General features: G+C 73.1%; 17 protein-coding genes. 7 read left to right on the forward strand and 10 right to left on the reverse strand.

Annotated features, from left to right (window positions below):
- Nucleotides 1-4: 4 nt before the first annotated feature.
- From ACZ58N_RS08885 to ACZ58N_RS08925, 9 genes are all read right to left on the reverse strand, one after another.
- Nucleotides 5-1036: a glutamate ABC transporter substrate-binding protein gene (locus ACZ58N_RS08885; RefSeq protein WP_471157567.1), complete on the reverse strand. Its 1032-nt coding sequence runs from the start codon at nucleotides 1034-1036 to the stop codon at nucleotides 5-7.
- A gap of 20 nt (nucleotides 1037-1056) precedes the next feature.
- Nucleotides 1057-2454 carry a hypothetical protein gene (locus tag ACZ58N_RS08890; protein WP_471157166.1) on the reverse strand — a complete coding sequence of 466 codons (1398 nt, stop codon included), beginning with the start codon at nucleotides 2452-2454 and terminating at the stop codon, nucleotides 1057-1059.
- A 211-nt stretch (nucleotides 2455-2665) separates the two neighbouring features.
- Nucleotides 2666-3673, reverse strand: coding sequence for an N-acetylglucosamine kinase (locus ACZ58N_RS08895; protein ID WP_471157168.1), 1008 nt, complete (start codon nucleotides 3671-3673; stop codon nucleotides 2666-2668).
- Nucleotides 3664-4929, reverse strand: a complete 1266-nt coding sequence (locus ACZ58N_RS08900; RefSeq protein ID WP_471157170.1) for a 6-phospho-beta-glucosidase — start codon at nucleotides 4927-4929, stop codon at nucleotides 3664-3666. Before ACZ58N_RS08900 ends, ACZ58N_RS08895 begins: the two co-directional genes overlap by 10 nt.
- Nucleotides 4930-4934: 5 nt before the next feature.
- Complete coding sequence (locus ACZ58N_RS08905) at nucleotides 4935-5798, reverse strand: carbohydrate ABC transporter permease (RefSeq protein WP_471157172.1); 864 nt, start codon at nucleotides 5796-5798, stop codon at nucleotides 4935-4937.
- Entirely contained in the window at nucleotides 5795-6763 is a 969-nt protein-coding gene (locus tag ACZ58N_RS08910) for a carbohydrate ABC transporter permease (RefSeq protein WP_471157174.1), read from the reverse strand. The genes ACZ58N_RS08905 and ACZ58N_RS08910 overlap by 4 nt, the downstream gene beginning before the upstream one ends.
- A 5-nt stretch (nucleotides 6764-6768) precedes the next feature.
- Nucleotides 6769-8103, reverse strand: a complete 1335-nt coding sequence (locus tag ACZ58N_RS08915) for an ABC transporter substrate-binding protein (RefSeq protein ID WP_471157176.1) — start codon at nucleotides 8101-8103, stop codon at nucleotides 6769-6771.
- A 92-nt stretch (nucleotides 8104-8195) separates the two neighbouring features.
- Nucleotides 8196-9413: an ROK family transcriptional regulator gene (locus ACZ58N_RS08920; protein WP_471157178.1), complete on the reverse strand. Its 1218-nt coding sequence runs from the start codon at nucleotides 9411-9413 to the stop codon at nucleotides 8196-8198.
- 152 nt (nucleotides 9414-9565) lie between these two features.
- The gene (locus ACZ58N_RS08925) at nucleotides 9566-10654 is read right to left on the reverse strand and encodes a mechanosensitive ion channel family protein (RefSeq protein WP_471157179.1); all 1089 of its coding nucleotides are present in this window, start codon (nucleotides 10652-10654) and stop codon (nucleotides 9566-9568) included.
- A 262-nt stretch (nucleotides 10655-10916) separates the two neighbouring features.
- On the opposite strand from ACZ58N_RS08925, the gene ACZ58N_RS08930 reads away from it, so the two are divergent.
- The 4 genes from ACZ58N_RS08930 (at nucleotide 10917) to ACZ58N_RS08945 (ending at nucleotide 14693) form a co-directional block, all read left to right on the forward strand.
- Complete coding sequence (locus ACZ58N_RS08930; protein ID WP_389703349.1) at nucleotides 10917-11453, forward strand: HNH endonuclease; 537 nt, start codon at nucleotides 10917-10919, stop codon at nucleotides 11451-11453.
- A gap of 607 nt (nucleotides 11454-12060) precedes the next feature.
- The gene (locus tag ACZ58N_RS08935) at nucleotides 12061-12387 is read left to right on the forward strand and encodes a hypothetical protein (RefSeq protein ID WP_471157180.1); all 327 of its coding nucleotides are present in this window, start codon (nucleotides 12061-12063) and stop codon (nucleotides 12385-12387) included.
- A gap of 12 nt (nucleotides 12388-12399) precedes the next feature.
- Nucleotides 12400-14439, forward strand: coding sequence for a 4-alpha-glucanotransferase (locus tag ACZ58N_RS08940; protein ID WP_471157182.1), 2040 nt, complete (start codon nucleotides 12400-12402; stop codon nucleotides 14437-14439).
- A 20-nt stretch (nucleotides 14440-14459) separates the two neighbouring features.
- The gene (locus ACZ58N_RS08945) at nucleotides 14460-14693 is read left to right on the forward strand and encodes a hypothetical protein (protein ID WP_471157183.1); all 234 of its coding nucleotides are present in this window, start codon (nucleotides 14460-14462) and stop codon (nucleotides 14691-14693) included.
- Between the two features lie 98 nt (nucleotides 14694-14791).
- On the opposite strand, the gene ACZ58N_RS08950 is transcribed toward ACZ58N_RS08945, so the two are convergent.
- The gene (locus ACZ58N_RS08950) at nucleotides 14792-15289 is read right to left on the reverse strand and encodes a MarR family winged helix-turn-helix transcriptional regulator (RefSeq protein ID WP_385582845.1); all 498 of its coding nucleotides are present in this window, start codon (nucleotides 15287-15289) and stop codon (nucleotides 14792-14794) included.
- 107 nt (nucleotides 15290-15396) lie between these two features.
- On the opposite strand from ACZ58N_RS08950, the gene ACZ58N_RS08955 reads away from it, so the two are divergent.
- From ACZ58N_RS08955 to ACZ58N_RS08965, 3 genes are read left to right on the forward strand one after another with little or no spacing between them, the layout of a single operon-like run.
- On the forward strand, nucleotides 15397-16689 hold the full coding sequence (locus ACZ58N_RS08955; RefSeq protein ID WP_471157186.1) for an MFS transporter: 1293 nt from the start codon (nucleotides 15397-15399) through the stop codon (nucleotides 16687-16689).
- 54 nt (nucleotides 16690-16743) lie between these two features.
- On the forward strand, nucleotides 16744-17685 hold the full coding sequence (locus ACZ58N_RS08960) for an EamA family transporter (protein WP_471157187.1): 942 nt from the start codon (nucleotides 16744-16746) through the stop codon (nucleotides 17683-17685).
- A 43-nt stretch (nucleotides 17686-17728) separates the two neighbouring features.
- Nucleotides 17729-18697: a DMT family transporter gene (locus tag ACZ58N_RS08965; RefSeq protein ID WP_471157189.1), complete on the forward strand. Its 969-nt coding sequence runs from the start codon at nucleotides 17729-17731 to the stop codon at nucleotides 18695-18697.
- The last annotated feature ends 7 nt before the right edge of the window (nucleotides 18698-18704 follow it).

The following is an 18704-nucleotide window of genomic DNA, read 5'->3' on the forward strand; positions in this document are numbered from 1 at the left end:
GGCCTCAGCCGTCCCGGTATTTGGGCGCGGGCGGCGAGGCCACCTTCGGCAGCACGTTCTGGAAGTGGTTCCGGTAGGAGGTGGCCCACGGGCTGCCGTCGCCGCCGGCACGGTAGTCCTCCAGCACCTTGTTCACGCGGCGCACCAGGTCGGAGGCGTCCTTGTTCATGGCCACCCCGTAGAACTCGCGGGTGAAGGGGGCGCCGACGAGCTGCACGGACGGGTCCTGCGCGGCCTGACCGGCGGCGAGCGCGTTGTCCGTGATGATCCCGTCGACCTCGCCCAGTTGCAGCCGCACCAGGCAGTCCAGCTGGTTCGGGACGGAGACCGGCACCGAGCCGTAGGACTGTGACGTGAGGGCCGCCTCCGCCGTGGACCCGGCGGCCGTGCAGATCCGGCGGCCGTTCAACGAGCCGTCGTACCCGGTGATCGGCGAACCCTTGGGCGCCAGGACCTGCTGCCCGGCCTCGAAGTAGGCGGTGGAGAAGGCGACGTCCTCCAGACGCTTGCAGTTGATGGTCATCGTCCGGACGACGACATCGACGCGGCCCTCCTGGAGGGCGGGGATCCGCTGGCTGGTGGGGATCGCCCGGTAGATGACCAGGTCCTCGTTGCCGAGGATGTCCTTGGCGATGGCCTTCACCAGGTCGATGTCGAAGCCGACGAGGTGGCCGTCCGGATTGCGGTAACCCCACTTGAAGCTGTTCTGGTCCACGCCCGCGACGAGCTTGCCGGCCTTGCGGATCCGCTCGATCGTCGGCCCGTCCATGGTGGACGGGCGCAGGCTCGCCTCCGGATCCGGGCAGGTGTCGGCGGGAGCGGCGGGCGCCGCGACCACCGCGGACGGCGGACGGACCGGTCCGGTCCGTGCGCCGTCCGGTGCGCCGTGGGCGAGCGGCAGCAGCACGGCCGCCGCGGTCACCGCGCAGGCGGCGGCCATCGCGCTGACCCCGCCCCAGCCGCGCATCCGGCCCGCCGCGCGCCGCACCGGGGAGGCCCCGGGCGTCCCCGATGCCTCGTCCTGCCCCGCCCGCATCCGCCGTATCCGCATCGATCTCACCTGTACTCCGAAAGCCTGCGACCGATGCCGAGGAGGGCGGCCACCGCGCCGAGGACGGCCAGGGCCGCCGAGCCCGTCACCAGTCCGTCCAGCGCGCCGAGCCCGCTCCGGGCCGCCCGGGTGAACTCCTGCTGCTCGTGGACGACGGCCTCCTCCAAGGAGGCGTCCACGACGTCGAACGACGCGCCACTGCTGTCCTTGTCCCCGATGACCTGGGGCAGGGCCAACTCGTAGTCGCCCTTCATGTCCGACTCGCGGGCCGCCGCGTGCCGCTGCTTCCACTCGGTCACGCCGGCCGCGGCCTTCTTGAGGGGATCCCGGCCACTGGCGTCGTCGGCCAGTCGCAGGGCCTTCGCCAGCCCCTCGTCGAGCTGCCGCATGTTGGTCGCGTAGTCGACGTCGTACTTGTCGGACTTCTTGTCCTCGGCCAGCACGGCGCCCCGCGCGATCAGTGTCAGGTTCTCGCCGGCCCGGGCCTGGAGCGAGGCGATCCGCGCGTCGTTCAGCACCTTCAACGACTCCTGCCCGTCGGCCCGGGCCTCGCTCAGCCCCGAACGGGCGACGGTCTGCCCGACCGTCAGCCACAGCAGCACCACCACCGAAGCGGCGGTCGCTGCGAGCAGCCCCTGGTTGAAGACCCGGTGGGTGCGCAGGTAGTTGCGGCGCTGCGCCCACACCAGCGCGCCGACGGCCAGCACCCCGGCCCCCGTCGCGGCCAGTGGCCAGGACCGGGCCTCGTCGTGGTCCGTGTAGAGCCGGCCGGTCTCCGCCTCGTAAAGCCGCTGCGCGGCGGGCAGCAGGACCGTGCTCATCTGCTCGTTGGCGTGCCGCAGGTAGGCCCCGCCCAGCGGCAGGCCCTGCCGGTTGTTGGCGCGGGCCTGCTCGATCAGGCCGGTGTAGCGGGGCAACTCCTCGCCGAGCAGCGCTATCTCCTTGCGGGACTCCCCGCCGGCGCCGGTGTTCGCCGCCGCGCTGATCAGGAGCCGGGAAGCACTGGCGATGTCCTTCTCGTACCGCCGGCGGACCTCCCTGGGCTCCTGGGCGCCCGCGAGGAACCCGCTGGAGGAGGCCGTGTCGGCGTCGGCGAGGGAGCGGTAGATGTTCGCCGCGTCCGCGCTGAGCGGCTGGCTGCGGCCCACCACGGCCTCGGACGCGGCGACCCGGTCGGACACCTCCCACACGGCGACCGCGCCGAACAGCACGATCAGTGCGGCGAGTCCGGCCCCGATGATCCGCAGCCGACCCGGCTCGGTGGTCGCGGCGGCGCGCAGCCGCTCGACGCCCTCCGCCCAGGCGGTGCCCCGCCCCGGCGGGGCGGGCGGACCCGCGGCAGGCCGGGGCGGCGCACCGGAAGTGCCGCCCCCGGGCGCGGGCGCGCGTGTCGTGATGGCCACCGTGACCTCCCCCTCGGTCCCTCTGCTCCGGAGCAGTATGGCCTTAGCGGCGGCCGACCACAGCACCCGGTGCTCGATCTTGGGTGATCCGTACCCGCGACCGTCCCCGAGAACGCCCCCGGTGCCGCCCCCGCCACCCCCGCCGCCCCTTCACCGTCAATACGTCGGGAGGGCCCCCACGGTTCCAGACCCGCCGCGTTCCCGGGCGGGTTCACCCGAAATGGGCACGGAGCTTTCCGTGGGCCCCGGGGGGCGCCCCCAGCGCGTCCAGTCCCAGCAGACCGGCGCCCAGCACCGGCGGCGCGGCCACCACCGAGACCCGCGCGAGCGGGGCCCGCCGCGCCAGCCGCGCCCGGATCCTGTCGTTGAGCTGCGGATGCCCGGCCGCGAGCACGCTGCCGCCCAGCAACACCGGCACCTCCTGTGTCGACAGGCCGAGCCGCTCCAGTGCCACGGACGCCATCGCCACCACCTCGTCGGCCTGTCGTTCCACGAGGGAGGACGCCACCGGATCGCCCGCCGCCGCCACCGCGAACAACACCGGCACCAGCTCGTGCACCCGCCGCCGGGGGAGGGACCCCAGGTGCAGCGCCTCGATCAACTCGTACATGGAGCCGAGCCCGAAGTGCCCGGGCAGCGCGACCGCCAGCTCCGTCGGACCGCCGCGCCCGTCCTCGGCGCGCGCCGCCCACCACAGGGCCTCCTCCGCGAGTCCGCCCCCGCCGCCCCAGTCACCGGAGATCATTCCGACGGCCGGGAAACGGGCGGTGCGCCCGTCGGGCAGCATGCCGACGCAGTTGATGCCGGCCCCGCAGACCACCGCGACCCCGCGCGGCGCGTCCCCGGCGGGCAGCCCCGCCCGCAGGATCGCGAAGGTGTCGTTGCGCACCGCGGTCGCCGCGCCCCACCCGCGCGCGCTGACGGCGTCGGCCAGCCGGCGTTCCTCCACGGGAAGGTCCGCGTTGGCCAGGCAGGCGGAGACCTGGGCGGCGTAGGGGGCGCCGGGCCGCAGCCGGGGCAGACCGGCGGCCTCGGCCGCCTCCGCGACGGCCTGCCCGAGGACGTCCACGGCCGCCTCGACACCGACCCGGGGCGGCTGGAAGCCCCCGGACCGACCGGTGCCGAGGACGCTGCCGTCGGCGCCGATCAACGCGACGTCGGTCTTGCTGTTGCCGGCGTCGACCGCGAGCACGGCGGCGCCGGCGGGCGTCACGCCCATGGCAGGTGCTCCTTGTTGTGGGCAAGAAGCCGGTCGGTCAGTCCTTCCGCGAGGTCGAACTGCCCGACGAGGGGGTGCGCGAGGAGCGCCTTGAACACCCGCTCGCGCCCGCCGCGCAGGGCGGCGTCCAGCGCGAGGTCCTCGTACGCCGTGACGTGGGAGACCAGACCGGCGTACAGCGGGTCCAGCCGGGGCACTGCCAGCGTGGTGGGACCGGAGCGGTCCACCCGGGCCTGCACCTCGATGACCGCGTCGTCCGGGAGGAACGGCAGGGTCCCGGCGTTCCGGGTGTTCACCACCTGGACGGCGCCGGCGCCGTCGCCCAGCAGGGCGGCGGCCAGGTCCACGGCGGCCTCCGAGTAGAAGGCGCCGCCGCGCTTGGCGAGCAGCGATGGCTTCTCGTCGAGCGCGGGATCCGCGTACAGGCCGAGCAGTTCCCTCTCCATCGCGGCGACCTCCGCGGCCCGCGAGGGCTTCTCGGCCAGTTCCCGGACCACCTCGTCGTGCGCGTAGAAGTAGCGCAGGTAGTACGAGGGGACGACGCCGAGCCGGTCCAGTACCGCGGGCGGCAGGTGCAGGTCGGCGGCGATGGCGTCGCCGTGGGCGGCGAGGAGCCGCGGCAGCAGGTCCTCGCCCTGCGGGCCGCCCCTGCGGACCCCGAGCTCCCAGGTCAGGTGGTTGAGGCCGACGTGGTCGAGGTGGATCTCGGCGGGGGAGAGGTCCAGCAGCCCGGCGAACTTGCGCTGGAAGCCGATGGCGACGTTGCACAGCCCCACCGCCTTGTGCCCGGCGTCGAGCAGGGCTCGGGTGACGATCCCGACGGGGTTGGTGAAGTCGATGATCCAGGCGTCGGGCGCGGCCCGCCGGACGCGCTCGGCGATGTCCAGCACCACCGGGACGGTGCGCAGGGCCTTGGCGAGGCCGCCCGCGCCGGTGGTCTCCTGCCCGACGCAGCCGCACTCCAGTGGCCAGGTCTCGTCCTGGAGCCGGGCGGCCTGCCCGCCGATCCGCAGCTGGATCAGCACCGCGTCGGCGCCGGCGACGCCCGCGTCCAGGTCGGAGGTGGTGGTCACGGTGGCCGGGTGTCCCTGGCGGGCGAAGATCCTGCGGGCCAGGCCGCCGATCAGCTCCAGCCGCTCGGTGGCGGGGTCGATCAGTACCAGTTCCTCGACGGGCAGGCCGGCGCGGAGCCGGGCGAACCCGTCGATCAGCTCGGGGGTGTAGGTGGAACCGCCGCCCACCACTGCGAGTTTCATGGTCGTCAGCCTTTCACTCCGGTCAGGGTGACGCCTTCGACGAACGCCTTCTGGGCGAAGAAGAAGAGGACGATCACCGGTGCCATGACGAGCACGGTCGCCGCCATGGTGAGGTTCCAATTGGTGTGGTGCGCGCCCTTGAAGGACTCCAGGCCGTAACTGAGGGTCCAGGCGGCAGGGTTGTCCGAGGCGTAGATCTGCGGGCCGAAGTAGTCGTTCCAGGCGCAGAAGAACTGGAACAGGGCGACGGCCGCGATGCCCGGCTTGGCCATGGGCAGCACGACGCGCAGCAGGGTGCGCAGTTCGCCGCAGCCGTCGACGCGGGCCGCGTCGAGGTACTCGTCGGGGATGGTCAGCAGGAACTGGCGCAGCAGGAAGATCGAGAAGGCGTCACCGAAGGCCATCGGGACGATCAGCGGCCACAGGGTGCCGGACAGGTCCAACTGCTTGGCCCAGAAGAGGTACATGGGGATGACCACCACCTGCGGCGGCAGCATCATCATGGCGATCACCAGCAGCAGCGCCGGCCGCCGGCCGCGGAAGCGGAACTTGGCGAGGGCGTACGCGACGGGCACCGAGGACACCACGGTCAGCAGCGTGCCGAGGCCCGCGTACAGCAGGGTGTTGCGCCACCAGGTGAGGAATCCGGGGGTGTGCCAGACGGTGGCGTAGTTGCCCCATTCCCAGGTCCGCGGCCACAGGTCGCGGGTCAGCGCCTGCTGGTCGCTCATCAGGGAGGTGAGGAGCAGGAAGACGAAGGGAAGGACGAAGAACAGGGCGGCGGCCACGCCCAGGCTGTGCACGGCGATCCAGTGCAGGGCTGCCCCGCGCCGCGCCCGGCGGCCGGGCGCGGGGTCCGGGGTGCTCATTCCGCTGCTCCGATCAGTCCGCCACGGCGCCGCATGAGGAGTGCGGTGAAGGCCATGGAGAGGGCGAACAGCACCAGGGCGACGACGCAGGCGGTGCCGTAGTCGAAGCGCTGGAAGCCGACGTTGTAGACCACCTGGGGGAGGGTCAGGGTGGACTTGTCGGGGTAGCCCGGCTCGAACTGCTGCCCCGAGCCGCCGATGACCCCGGCGGCCGCCTTCCCGGCGACCAGCGGTTGGGTGTAGTACTGCATGGCCTGGATGACCCCGGTGACCACCGCGAACAGGATGATCGGCGAGATGTTCGGCAGGGTGATGTGCCGGAAGCGGGCCCAGGCGCCGGCGCCGTCGAGTTCGGCGGCCTCGTACTGCTCCTTCGGTACGTCGAGGAGCGCGGCCATGAAGATGACCATCAGGTCGCCGACCCCCCACAGCGCGAGCGCCGTGAGGGCGGGCTTGGACCAGTCGGCGTCGGTGAACCAGCCGGGCGCGGGCAGCCCCACCGACTCCAGCAGGGTGTTGACCGGGCCGGTCCCGGGGTTGAGGAGGAAGACGAAGGCGAGCGTCGCCGCCACCGGCGGGGCCAGGTAGGGCAGGTAGAACAGGGTCCGGAAGAGTCCGGCCCCGGTCTTGATCCTCGTGATGAGCAGGCCGACGCCGAGGCCGAAGACGACCCGGCAGCTCACCATCACCACCACCAGCCAGAGCGTGTTGCGCATGGCCGGCCAGAACAGCGGATAGTCCGTGAGGACGTAGCTCCAGTTGGCCAGTCCGTTGAAGACGGGCGGTCGGAAGCCGTCGTAGGAGGTGAAGGAGAAGTAGACGGTGGACAGCAGCGGGTAGGCGAAGAAGACCGAGAAGCCGATCAGCCAGGGGGACATGAAGGCGAGGGTTCGCAGCCGGGACCGGCGGCGCCTGGCCTTCAGGGCGCCCGCGTGCGGGCCCGCGGGGGCGTGGGTGTCGGGCATCGGGCTTACCGGGCCTTCGCGATGTCCGTGTCGATCTGCCGGTCGGTGGCGGCCAGTCCGGCGGGGACGTCGGGCACGGCGCCCTTCTCCACCGCGTACGCGAAGTCCTGGAAGGTCAGCTGGTAGGTGCCGCCGTCGGCCTGGGCCGGGGTGGTGTTCGACTTCGGATGCCGGGCGATGTCGATGAACGTCCTGAACTCGGGCGTCACCCGGAGGTCCGGGGAATCCAGGGCGGCGAGCGTGGACGGCACGTTGTGGATGGCGTTGGCGAAGGCGACGACCGCCGCGGTGTCGGTGGTCATGTACCGCACGAGTTCCCAGGCGGCGTTCTGCTTTCGGCTCGCCGCCGAGATGCCCATGATCGTGCCGGAGACGTAGCCCTTGCCGTAGTCGGCGAGCTGGTCGTCCGGCACGGGCAGCGGGGCGGTGCCGATCTCGAACGGGACCCCGGCCTCCTTCGCCATGGCGGCCCGCCACTCGCCGTCGATCTGCATGGCGACCTGTCCCCGGTGGAAGGGGTGCTCGGCGCTCCACTCGTCTCCGAAGCCGGCGCGGAACTTCTCCAGTTTCTCGTAGCCGCCGAGGTCGGCCACCAGGCCCCGCTGCGCGGTCAGCATCTTCGCGAAGGCGGGGTCGCCGGCGAGGTTCGACCTTCCGTCGGGGGTGAAGTAGGTGGGGCTCCACTGGGCGGCCAGGCGCATGGGGGTGGTCTCGTAGCCGTGGAAGGTGGGCATCAGGCCGACCTGTTCGTACGAGTCGCCGCTCGGCCTGGTCAGTTTCCGTGCGACCTCGGTGAATTCGTTCCAGGTGCGCGGCGGTTCGGTGATGCCGGCCGCCGCGAAGGCCGTCTTGTTGTAGACGAGGCCGTAGGCGTCGTTGAGCAGGGGCAGCGTGCACTGGTTGCCCTTGAACTGCGTGTACTCCAGCAGGGTCTTGGGAAACACCTTCGCCTTGTCGACCCCGGACTTCGTGAGGAAGGGGTTCAGGTCGACGAAGGCGCCGGAGTTGCAGAACTTTCCGACGCTGTCGGTGGTGAAGGAGGAGACCACGTCGGGGGCCTTGTCCCCGCCCGCCCGCAGGGCCTGGTTGACCTTGTCGTCGGTCATGTTTCCGGTGGCCTTCACCTTGATGTTCGGGTGGGCCTTCTCGAACCGGGCGATGTTCTCCTCGATCGCCTTGACCTCGGCGGGCGCGGACCAGCCGTGCCAGAAGGTGAGGGTGACGTCCGCCTTCGGATCGTCGGCGGCCGCGGTCCCGCTCTGCCCGGTGCAGGCGGTGGCGAGTACGGATATGGCGGCCAGGGCGGCCGCGGCCGTGGTGAGGCGTCCGGTTCTGGGCATGGCGGGGCTCGCTCTCTGCGGGAGGAACTTCCGGTGAGGGGTGCCAGGGAGGGTCGGGACGAAGGGGACGGGAGTGAACGGGGCGGGACGCCCTAGCGGGAGGTGTCGAACACTTCCTCGCGGGCCGCGGCCAGGGCGCTCTCCAGGGCGCCCCGCAGGACGGGCCGCTCGCGTACCTCGCCGGTCACGAGCCGGGGCCGGGACGGCGCCAGCTCCGCCAGCTCGGCCTCCAGCAGGGTGCGCAGCGGGTCGCCGCCCGCGGTGATCACGGCCCCGGAGAGCACCACGATCTCCGGGTCCAGTACGGCGACCAGCGAGGCCAGACCGGTCGCGAGGACGGTGGCGTACGACCGCAGGAAGTCGAGGTTCGCCCCGTCGGGCGCGGCGGCGGCCCGCTCCAGCAGCGCGACGCCGACGGCGACCTGCGGCCCGTGCGGGGCGTCCGGCGCGGGCGGCGCCGGGGTGTCGACGCCCAGTTCGGCGGCGAGCCGGGGCAGCACCTGCACGCCGGCCAACTCCTGGTAGCCGCCGGTGTTGGCCCGGGTGACCTGGCGGACGAGGGGGTGCCCGGACACGGGCAGGAAGCCGACCTCGCCCGCGCCGCCGGTCCAGCCGCGGTGCAGCCTGCCGCCCAGGACCAGGGCGGCGCCGAGGCCCTCCTCGTTCCACAGGAGGACGAAGTCCTGGTGACCGCGGGCCGCTCCGAGCCGCTGCTCGGCGACGGCGGCGAGGTTGACGTCGTTCTCGTACTCGACGGGCACCGGCAGCGCCGCCGCCAGTTCGTCGAGCAGGGTGGGGGAGTGCCAGCCGGGCAGGTGGCTGGCGTACCGCAGTTGACCGCTCTGCGGGTCGAAGGCGCCCGGGGTGGCGATGACCAGCCGGTGCAGGTCGCCGAGTTCGACCCCGGCGGCGCGGACCGCGCCGTCGAGGGCCCGCGTGACCTGCTCCACGGCGCCGGCGCCCTCGGTGTAGGGGAGTTCGAAGCTGCCCGTCACCGTCCCCGTCAGGTCGGCGACCGCGGCGAGCACCCGTTCCGGGGTGACGTCGAGTCCGCCGACGTGGGCGGCACCGGGGTTGAGGGCGTAGAGCTGGGCGCTGGGGCCGGGACGGCCGCCGTCGGTGCCGGTGGCCACGACCAGCCCGGCGCTCTCCAGCCGGGCCAGCAGCTGCGAGGCGGTCGGCTTCGACAGCCCGGTCAGCTGCCCGATCCGGGTCCGGGACAGGGGACCGTGCGTCAGCAGCAGCTCCAGGGCGGCGCGGTCGTTCATGGCGCGCAGCAGGCTGGGCGTTCCGGGCGTGGCGGCGGGCATGGCGCGGTCTCTCCTCAGCGAAGTGAACTGTTAGGTAAGTTTCCTATCGGGTTCCGAGCCCTGTCAATGCCGCTGCCCCGCCGGAAACGGGCCCGGCGGGGCAGCGGAGGGGTACGGCGGGTTCGCGCCGCCCGGACATGGGGGCGAAGGGGCTACTTGGTGATCCTCGGCGAGCCGGAACCGGAGCCCGAGCCGGAGGCCGGGTGCGGCGGGATCGGGGCGGTCGCCAACGACTGCGGCGAGGTCGGGTTCGACAGGGCGGAGGGCGCGGCGACGGAGGCCGACGCGTCCGCGGCCTCCTCGGGCTCGTCGGCGACCGGCAGGCCGCCGATGATCTTGATGCCCGCCGCGTCGAAGGCCTCCTTGATGCGCCACCGCAGCTCGCGCTCCACGGAGAACTGCTGACCCGGCATGGTCTTCGCCGAGACGGCCACCGTCATGGAGGCCAGCAGCACCTCGTCCAGGCCCAGCACCTCCACCGGACCCCACAGGCGCTCGTCCCACGGGGACTCCTTCGCCAGCGAGTCGGCGACCTCCTGGACCACCTCGCGGATGTGCGCGAGGTTCTCCGTCGGCTTGACCTGAACGTCCACGGCCGCCGTCGCCCACCCCTGGCTGAGGTTGCCGATCCGCTTGATCTCACCGTTGCGGACGTACCAGATCTCCCCGTTGTCACCGCGCAGCTTCGTCACGCGCAGTCCGACCTCGATCACCTCGCCGGAGGCGACCCCGGCGTCGATCTTGTCACCGACGCCGTACTGGTCCTCCATGATCATGAACACACCGGAGAGGAAGTCCGTCACCAGGTTGCGGGCACCGAAACCGATGGCCACACCGGCCACACCGGCACTCGCCAGCAGCGGGGCCAGGTCGATCTTCAGGGCTGCCAGCACCATCAGCGCGGCCGTCCCCAGGATCAGGAACGAGGCCACCGACCGCAGGACCGAACCGATGGCCTCCGAGCGCTGCCGGCGGCGCTCGGCGTTGACGAGGAGCCCGCCGAGCGCCGTACCCTCCACCGCCTCGGCGCTGCTGTTCATCCGGCTTATGAGCTTGGTCAGCGCCTTGCGGACCACCGATCGCAGCGCCGCGGCTATCACCACGATCAGCAGGATGCGCAGGCCGATGCTCAGCCAGGTGGCCCAGTTCTCCTCGATGAAGCTCGCGGCGTTGGTCACGCTCTCGGCGGCGTCGTCGGTGGTCGTCGCTGCCAACGGGAGCAGAGTGGCGGGCGAGGGCACGGCAGGAACCTCCAGGCGTAGCGGCCTGCCCGCCGAACGGGGTGTGCGGGCAGACCAACCACACTAACGGGGCACGGGGCCGACCTTGTTGTCGTGTTCGAGGGAGAGACCGGACTCACCTGGGGATGAAGAGCGGTGTGGTTGAAAACACCTCGGACCCGTTACGGGCGCGTGGTGGCGCTTCGACCAGCCGTAAGGGGAGACTGGAGAGCAGATCGTCCCGGCGCGAGCCACGCGCCGCCGGCGTACAAGGAGGCAGTCCGTGCCGCACGTCCTGGTCCTCAACGCGTCGTACGAGCCGCTCGGCGTCGTACCGCTCCGACGCGCGCTCGTCCTCGTCCTGGAGAACAAAGCGGTCTCCCTGGAAGAATCGGGCGCCTTTCTGCACAGCGCCACCAGAGCCGTCCCCGCGCCCAGCGTGGTCCGGCTCAAGCGCTTCGTGCGGGTCCCCTACCGGGGGCCCGTTCCGCTCACCCGACGTGCGCTCTTCGCCCGCGACGGCGGTCGATGCATGTACTGCGGGGCCGTCGCCACCAGCGTCGACCACGTGATCCCGCGCAGTCGGGGCGGCCTGCACGCGTGGGACAACGTCGTCGCCGCCTGCCGCCGCTGCAACCACGTCAAGGCCGACCGTCACCTCCTGGAGCTGGGTTGGCGGCTGCGCCACCAGCCGGCCCCGCCGTCCGGTCTGGCCTGGCGGATCATCGGAACGGGCCACCGGGACCCCCGGTGGATGCCCTACCTCCAGCCCTACGGCGCCGACGACGCGCTGGAACGCATCGGAGCCGCGGCGTCGTAGGGCCGGCCGCCCGCCTCCGCCGGCCGTCCACCGCCCCGATCACCCGATCCCCTCCGTCCGTCCGGCCCAGCCCCCATCGCTCGTCGCCCCCGTCGCCCCCGTCGCCCCCGTCGCCGCCGCCTCCGGTACGCCCGGTGCCGGCGGCGACGCGGCTGCCGGTCGGCCGTGTCCGCGACCCGGTCCGGGTGGCCGTGGTCGCCGCCCGGACCGGCGCCTCGACGCGGTCTCGGGACGCGCCGGAGGGCGGATCGAAGCGGGCGACCCGGCCCTCCCGGGACGGGACCGTTCGGGGTGGCCCCACCCCTCGCCGCGACGGCCCCCGACGGCGGGAACCACCGGGCCGCCCGCCGGTGACCCGGCCGTCCGGACCGTCTCGATCGGGGCCCGGTCCACCGCCCCTGAGCTGGGCGGAGCCCCACCTTCCCGGGGCGCGCCGGGCCGCCGGTACGGGCCCGGGCGGTCTTCCGCCCACCACCGGATCCCATGATCATGGGGTGATCCGACCTGGATCCGCCAGGAATGCCCCGCCGCCGACTGGGTATGGCTGCGTTGTTCGCCGGTGTGTTGCATGGGCGGGTCCGACAATTCCGCGCAAAGGAGTGTTGCTGTGAACGCCCGTACCGCGACAGACGTTCTCCCCACCCGCCCCTCTCACCCCGCCGACCCCTCCCGGCCGGCGGCCGGTACCGCACCGACCGTCCCCGCCCCCGCGGGTCCGGCCGCCCGCGAACCCTCCGATCCGACCACCCCGAAACCCGAGGCACCGCTCGCCGACCCGCCGGCCGCGAGCCGGCCGCAGGACACGCCCCTCATCAGTGAGCCCCCGCAGGCCGGATCCGCGTACCCGCCGCTGACCAGCGAACCCCCGCTCATGGAAGAGGTCCCGCTGACCAGCGAGCCGAACCTCCCCGCCGCGATCGTCGCGGGCTACTAGACAGGGACATCGATGGACGACCTCGACCGGCTCGCGGCCCTGCACGGCGTCGCCTCCTCCTACCAGCCGGCCGAGGACGTCACCGTCCCCGTGCCCCGGGACACCGTCAGGGCCGTCCTCGGCCGGATCGGGGTACCCGTGGACACCCCGCAGGACGTCCGGGCGATGGCCGACGAGGACGAGCGGGAGCGGGCCGGGCGGGCGTTGCCCCCCACGGTGGTGCTCTGGCAGGGCGAGCCCGCCCCCGCGCCGCTGACCGCGCTGCCCGCCGGCACCCGGATCCGGGTGGACCCGGAGGAGGGGCCCGAACCCCTCGTGTGGGAGGCGGGCGGCGAGCAGCCACCCCGGGGACTCGTCTCCGGGAGCCCCGCGGAACCGCCCCTCGGGGTGCACCGCCTGACCGTCGAGCTGCCCGACGGGCACACGGCCGGGGCCACCCTGGTCGTCGCCCCGGAGCGGGCCCCGGCCGCGCCCGACCGGGCCCACGGACTGCTCGTCCAGCTGTACTCCCTGCTCTCCGAGCGCTCCTGGGGCATGGGCGACCTCGGCGACCTGACGGAGCTCGCCCGGTGGGCGGCCCGCTCCCACGGCGTCGACTTCATCCAGGTCAACCCGCTGCACGCGGCCGTCCCCGGAACCCCGACCGACCCGTCCCCGTACCGGCCCTCCTCGCGCCGCTTCCCCGATCCGGTGCACCTGCGGATCGAGGACGTCCCCGAGTACGCCGACTGCCCGGACCGCGCCGCCCTCGCCGAACTCGCCGCCCGCGGCGCGGAGCTGCGCCGGGAGGTGCTGGAGAAGGGGGCCCTGATCGACCGGGACGCCGTGTGGGCCCTCAAGCGCGAGGCCCTGGAACTGCTGTACGCCGTACCGCGCGCACCCGCCCGGGAGGCGGGCTACGGCGAGTTCCGCGCGGAGCAGGGCGCCGACCTCGACGCGCACGCCGTCTGGTGCGCGACCGCGGCCGGGGAGGACCCGCAGGAGCGGGCCGACTTCCACCGCTGGCTGGTCTGGCTGACGGACACCCAGCTGACCGCCGCCCAGCGGTCCGCGCGGGAGGCCGGGATGACGGTCGGCATCGTGCACGACCTGGCCGTCGGCGTGCACCCCGAGGGCTCGGACGCCGGTACGGGGCCCTTCCACGCCCGGCACATCAGCGTCGGCGCCCCGCCGGACGCCTTCAACGCGCGCGGCCAGGACTGGGGGTTGCCGCCGTGGCGGCCCGACGCCCTGGAGGGCACCGCCTACGCCCCCTTCAGGGCCTTGCTGCGCGGGCTGTTCCGGTACGCGGGGGCCGTCCGCATCGACCACGTGATGGGTCTGTTCCGGCTGTGGTGGATCCCGCAGGGGGCGCCACCGGCCGAAGGCACGTACGTCTCCTACGACGGCGAGGCGATGCTGGCCGTCCTGGTGCTGGAGGCCCACCGGGCGGGGGCCCTGGTGGTCGGCGAGGACCTCGGGACGGTGGAGCCGCGCGTGCGCCGGGCGCTGGCCCGGCGCGGGATCCTCGGTACCTCCGTGCTGTGGTTCGAACGGGACTGGGAGGGCGACGGGGAGCCGCTGGAGCCCGAGGAGTGGCGGGCCGACTGCCTGGCCGGCGTCACGACCCACGACCTGCCGCCCACCGCCGCCAAGCTGGCCGGGGAACACGTCGAACTGCGGGACCGGCTCGGGCTGCTGACCCGGCCCCTGGAGGTCGAGAAGGCCGAGGACGCCGCCGACACCGCCCGGTGGCTGGAGGTCCTGGAGCGGCTCGGCCTGGAGACCGGCAACGAGGAGGCGGACGTCCGGTCGCTGTACGCCTTCCTGCTGCGCACGCCCGCCCGGTTGGTCGGCGTGTGGCTGCCGGACGCGGTGGGGGACCGGCGACCGCAGAACCTGCCGGGCACGTGGGACCAGTACCCCAACTGGAGGCTGCCGATCGCCGACGCCTCGGGCCGGCCGCTGACCCTGGGGGAACTGACGGCCTCGCCCCGGGCGAACGCCCTGCTGGGCGCGGTGCGGGAGGGGGCGGGGACCCGTACGGCACCCCCGGGCGCGCGGCCGCTCTAGGTGTTCGCTACGTTTGCACCGTGGACAAGAAGAACGCTCTGCGCGCCGGCGCCATCACGGCCGGAACGACGCTGATGATGCTGCTGATGACGTCTCCCGCCCTCGCGCTGACCCCCGACGACGGTGACGACCCGGGCCCCAAGCTGAGCATCGCCGAGACGCTCGGCCTGTTCGTGGCCACGCCGATCGTGCTGTTCCTGGTCATCGCGGGTCTGGTGATGGTCGGCGACAAGTCGCGCAAGACCCAGGCCTGACCGACCGGGCAGGTCCCAACTTCATGCTTCCGGGGCGCCGGAGGTCCGCGCGGCCGTCGTAGGACGGTCGCGGCGCGACCTCCGGCGCCCCGTCGTGTCTACGGCACGTCGGCCATCAGCTTGCGCAGCAGGACGGTCAGCTGCTCGACCTCTTCGCCGTCAAGGCCGGCCAGGGCGGCGCGCTGGACCTCCAGGCCCGCGGTGACCGCCTCGTCGATCAGGGCGAGCCCGCGGTCGCTGATCGTCACCTGGAGCCCGCGCCGGTCGTGCGGGTCGGGGCTGCGGCCCAGCAGCCCGGCCTTCTCCAGCTTGTCCAGCCGGCCCGTCATCCCGCCCGTCGTGAGCATCAGCGTGGCCGACAGCTGGCGCGGAGAGAGCGTGTAGGGCGCTCCGGAGCGGCGCAGCGTGGCGACGACGTCGAACTCCCCGCGGGAGATCCCGTAGCGGTTGTAGGTCCGTTCCATCGCGTCGCCCATGGCCTTGGTGATCCGGTACATCCGCCCGAAGACGGCCATGGGGGCCGTGTCCAGGTCGGGGCGTACGGCGTACCACTGCGCGGCGATGGCGTCGACGGCGTCCTTGTTGGCCTCGGTCATGGACGCAGTATCCGGGTTCCGCTTCCTCGTTCGCAAGAAAGTTGCTTGACGGAAAGTGGCTTAGTGCTAAGCTACTTTCAAGTGACCTACTTGGGGGAGAAGGCGTGATGAAGGTGTTCCGGGGGACCGCGGAAACCAGGGTGGAGGGGGAACGCTCCCTCCTCGCCGGTGTCGGCATCAGCGCGGTCGGCATCGGGATGTACATCCCGTTCTCCCTCGTGTTCTTCCACCACGTCACCGGCCTCTCCTTCACCCTGGTCGGGCTGGTGCTCACCGTCACCGGCCTGGCCGGGCTGGCTCTCGTGCCGCTGGCCGGATCCGCCGTGGACCGGTTCGGCGCCCGCAGGGTCAACCTCGCGCTCTACGCGGTCCGGGCGCTCGGCTTCGCCCTCTACCCCTTCGCGGGGTCGCCGACCGCCTTCGCGGCCGTCGCCCTGGTGACCGCGCTCGCCGACCGCTCCTTCCCCGTCGTCCAGCAGTCCCTCATCGGGGAGGTGGCCCGCGGAAGCGCCCGCGACCGCCTCCAGGCCTCCGTGCGGGCCCTGCAGAACGCGGGCATGGGCGCCGGCGCCCTGCTCGTCTCCGGGGCCCTCGCGCTCTGGGGGACCGGCGGGTTCCATTACACCGCCTGGGGCAACGCCCTCGCCTTCGCCCTCGCCGGAGCGCTCGTCTCCCGGGTCCGGCCCGTGCGCGACGCCGCCGCGCCGGGCTCCGCCGACCGCCCGGCCGTCGGGTACCGGACGGTGCTGCGCGACCGGCCCTTCCTGGGGCTGACGGCCGCGAACTTCCTGACCGCGCTGGGCTACGCGGCCCTGTCGGTCCTCTTCCCCCTCTACATCTCCACCTGGCTGCGCGGGCCCGACTCCCTCACCGGAGCCGCCTTCACCCTCAACACCGCGCTGTGCGCCGGGATCGGCGTCCTGGTCGCCGGCCGGGTGCGACGCTCCGGAGCCCGCCGCACCCGGTCCGCCGCCCTCGGCGCGCTGCTCTTCGCCGCCGCCTTCGCCGCCCTCATCGTGCTCGGCACCCTGCGCCCCGGACGGACCGTCACCGTGGTCGCCCTGCTGGCCATCGTCGTCCTCTACACCCTCGGCGAACTGGTGCACAGCCCCTCGGGCGGCGCCCTGTCCGTCTCGGCCGCCCCCGAAGCGGTCCGCGGCCGCTACCTGGCCACCTACCAACTGTCGTACGCGCTGGCCACGGCACTGGCCCCGTCCCTGTTCACCCTCCTGCTCGCGGTCGACGGCCGGTTGCCCTGGGCCGTCCTCGCCGTCGCCGCCCTCGGTGCCGCCGCGGCCCTGCTCCTGCTGGAGCGGCACCTGCCCGCCGAGGCCGTCCACACCGCCCCGCCGGCCCGCGCCGGTGGGCCCGTCGTCGCCCCCGCCGGCGCCGTCGGCTGAGCCCGCCGGCGCCCGGTCCGATCCCACGTTTCCTCATCCGCCCGAGGAGTCCCCGTGAACCGCCTGACCACCACCCTCCTGACCGCCCTGGCCCCGATCTCCTGGGGTTCGACGTACTTCGTCGCCAGCGAGCTCCTGCCCCCGGACCGGCCCCTGTTCACCGGAGCCATGCGGGCCCTGCCCGCCGGACTGCTCCTCATCGCCCTCTCCCGGACCCTGCCCAAGGGCGAATGGTGGTGGAAGTCCGCCGTCCTCGGCACGCTCAACATCGGCGCCTTCTTCCCCCTGCTCTTCCTCTCCGCCTACCGGCTGCCCGGGGGCGTGGCCGCCGTGCTGGGCTCCGCGGGCCCGCTGTTCGTCGTCGGACTCGCCGCCCTGCTGCTGGGCGAGCGGGCCCGGCTGCGCACCGTCCTCGCCGCCGTCGCCGCCGCTTTCGGCGTGAGCATGGTGGTGCTGACCGCCGAGGCCGAGCTCGACCTCATCGGCGTCATCGCGGGTGTGGTCTCCTCCGCCTCCATGGGCGCCGGCACCGTGATGACCAAGCGCTGGGGGCGCCCCGAGGGCGTGGGTCCGCTGGCCGTGACCGGCTGGCAGCTGACCGCGGGCGGGCTGGTGATCATCCCGCTCGCCGTCCTGATCGAGGGGGCGCCGCCCGCCCTCGACGGCAACGCCTTCCTCGGCTACGGCTACATGATGCTGATCAACACCGGCATCGCGTACTGGCTGTGGTTCCGCGGCATCGGCCGGCTCAGCGCCACCTCCGTCACCCTGCTCGGCCCGCTGTCCCCGCTCACCGCGGCCGTCATCGGCTGGGCCGCGCTCGGCCAGGCCCTGTCACCGGTGCAGCTGGTCGGCATGGCCATCGCCTTCGGCGCCACCGTCATCGGGCAGCTTCCCGGTCGGACCCCTCGGGTCCCGCAGCAAACGTTCAGTTCTGCTGAAGGTATTGATCGAAATGTTTCGATGGACCTCAGCAATACGGAGGTGCGACGGTAGGTCCCACGACACACCGATCCCGACCCCGAGGGGGAGACACCACGTGACCGTCACGGACCAGGTCCGCACCGGCCGGCAGGCCCGGCAGGCCCAGCAGGAGAACGAGGGCCGGCAGGCCCCTCGACAGCCCGGCGCCCCCGGCGGCAAGGGCGCCGCCGGCATCGGTCTCCTCCTCGCCCTGGTCGCCACGGTCGTCTGGTCCGGCAGTTTCGTCGCCACCCGCGGCATGGCCGACACCGTCCCGCCCGTCCAGGCCGTCTTCTGGCGGTGGATCATCGCCGCCGTCGCGGTCGCCCCGTTCGCCGCCCGGCAGGCCTGGCGGCAACGCGCCCTGCTGCGCCGGCACCTCGGCTACGTCAGCCTCGCCACCCTCTTCGGCGTCACCCTCTACAACACCCTCGTCCACCAGGCCGGGCTCACCACCTCCGCCTCCAACATGGGCATGATCATGGCGGCCTCGCCCGTCATCATGGCCGTCTACTCCCGCCTCGGCGGCGAGCGCCTCGGCGCCCGACGCACCTTCGGGCTGCTGCTCGCCGCGTTCGGAGTCCTCCTGCTCGTCGGCGACGGCTCCATCGGCTTCGATTTCGGCGCCGGCGACCTGTGGATGTTCGGCGCGGCCCTGTCCTTCGCCACCTACAGCGCCCTGCTCAAGCGCAAGCCCGCCGAGATCGGCCAACTGGCCTTCCTGTTCGCCACCTTCGTCCTCGGCGCGCTGATGTTGGCCCCCGCCTACGCCGTCTCCCTCGCGGTCCAGGGCGGCTTCGCGGTCACCCCCGGCTCGGCCGGACAACTGCTGTACGTCGGCGTCTTCTCCTCCGCCGTCGCCTTCTTCGCCTGGAACAAGGCCGTCTCGGTGATCGGCGCGGCCCGGGCGGGCGTCGTCTACTACCTCCAGCCCGTGTGCGTCGCCGGACTGGGCTTCCTGCTCCTCGGCGAACACACCGGCCCCGCCCAACTGCTGTGCATGGCGCTGATCCTGGGCGGCGTGGGACTCGGTGCCCGCCGGTAGGTTCGGT

The sequence above is a fragment of the Streptomyces sp. NPDC040432 genome (genome assembly GCF_055595445.1).

What these genes read in the sequence shown, in the direction of transcription:
- ACZ58N_RS08940 (WP_471157182.1), top strand. Translation starts at nt 12,400, where the DNA reads ATGGACGACCTCGACCGGCTCGCGGCCCTGCACGGCGTCGCCTCCTCC.
- ACZ58N_RS08900 (WP_471157170.1), bottom strand. Translation starts at nt 4,929, where the DNA reads ATGAAACTCGCAGTGGTGGGCGGCGGTTCCACCTACACCCCCGAGCTG.
- ACZ58N_RS08905 (WP_471157172.1), bottom strand. Translation starts at nt 5,798, where the DNA reads ATGAGCACCCCGGACCCCGCGCCCGGCCGCCGGGCGCGGCGCGGGGCA.
- ACZ58N_RS08895 (WP_471157168.1), bottom strand. Translation starts at nt 3,673, where the DNA reads ATGGGCGTGACGCCCGCCGGCGCCGCCGTGCTCGCGGTCGACGCCGGC.
- ACZ58N_RS08955 (WP_471157186.1), top strand. Translation starts at nt 15,397, where the DNA reads ATGAAGGTGTTCCGGGGGACCGCGGAAACCAGGGTGGAGGGGGAACGC.
- ACZ58N_RS08915 (WP_471157176.1), bottom strand. Translation starts at nt 8,103, where the DNA reads ATGCCCAGAACCGGACGCCTCACCACGGCCGCGGCCGCCCTGGCCGCC.
- ACZ58N_RS08920 (WP_471157178.1), bottom strand. Translation starts at nt 9,413, where the DNA reads ATGCCCGCCGCCACGCCCGGAACGCCCAGCCTGCTGCGCGCCATGAAC.
- ACZ58N_RS08885 (WP_471157567.1), bottom strand. Translation starts at nt 1,036, where the DNA reads ATGCGGGCGGGGCAGGACGAGGCATCGGGGACGCCCGGGGCCTCCCCG.
- ACZ58N_RS08910 (WP_471157174.1), bottom strand. Translation starts at nt 6,763, where the DNA reads ATGCCCGACACCCACGCCCCCGCGGGCCCGCACGCGGGCGCCCTGAAG.
- ACZ58N_RS08950 (WP_385582845.1), bottom strand. Translation starts at nt 15,289, where the DNA reads ATGACCGAGGCCAACAAGGACGCCGTCGACGCCATCGCCGCGCAGTGG.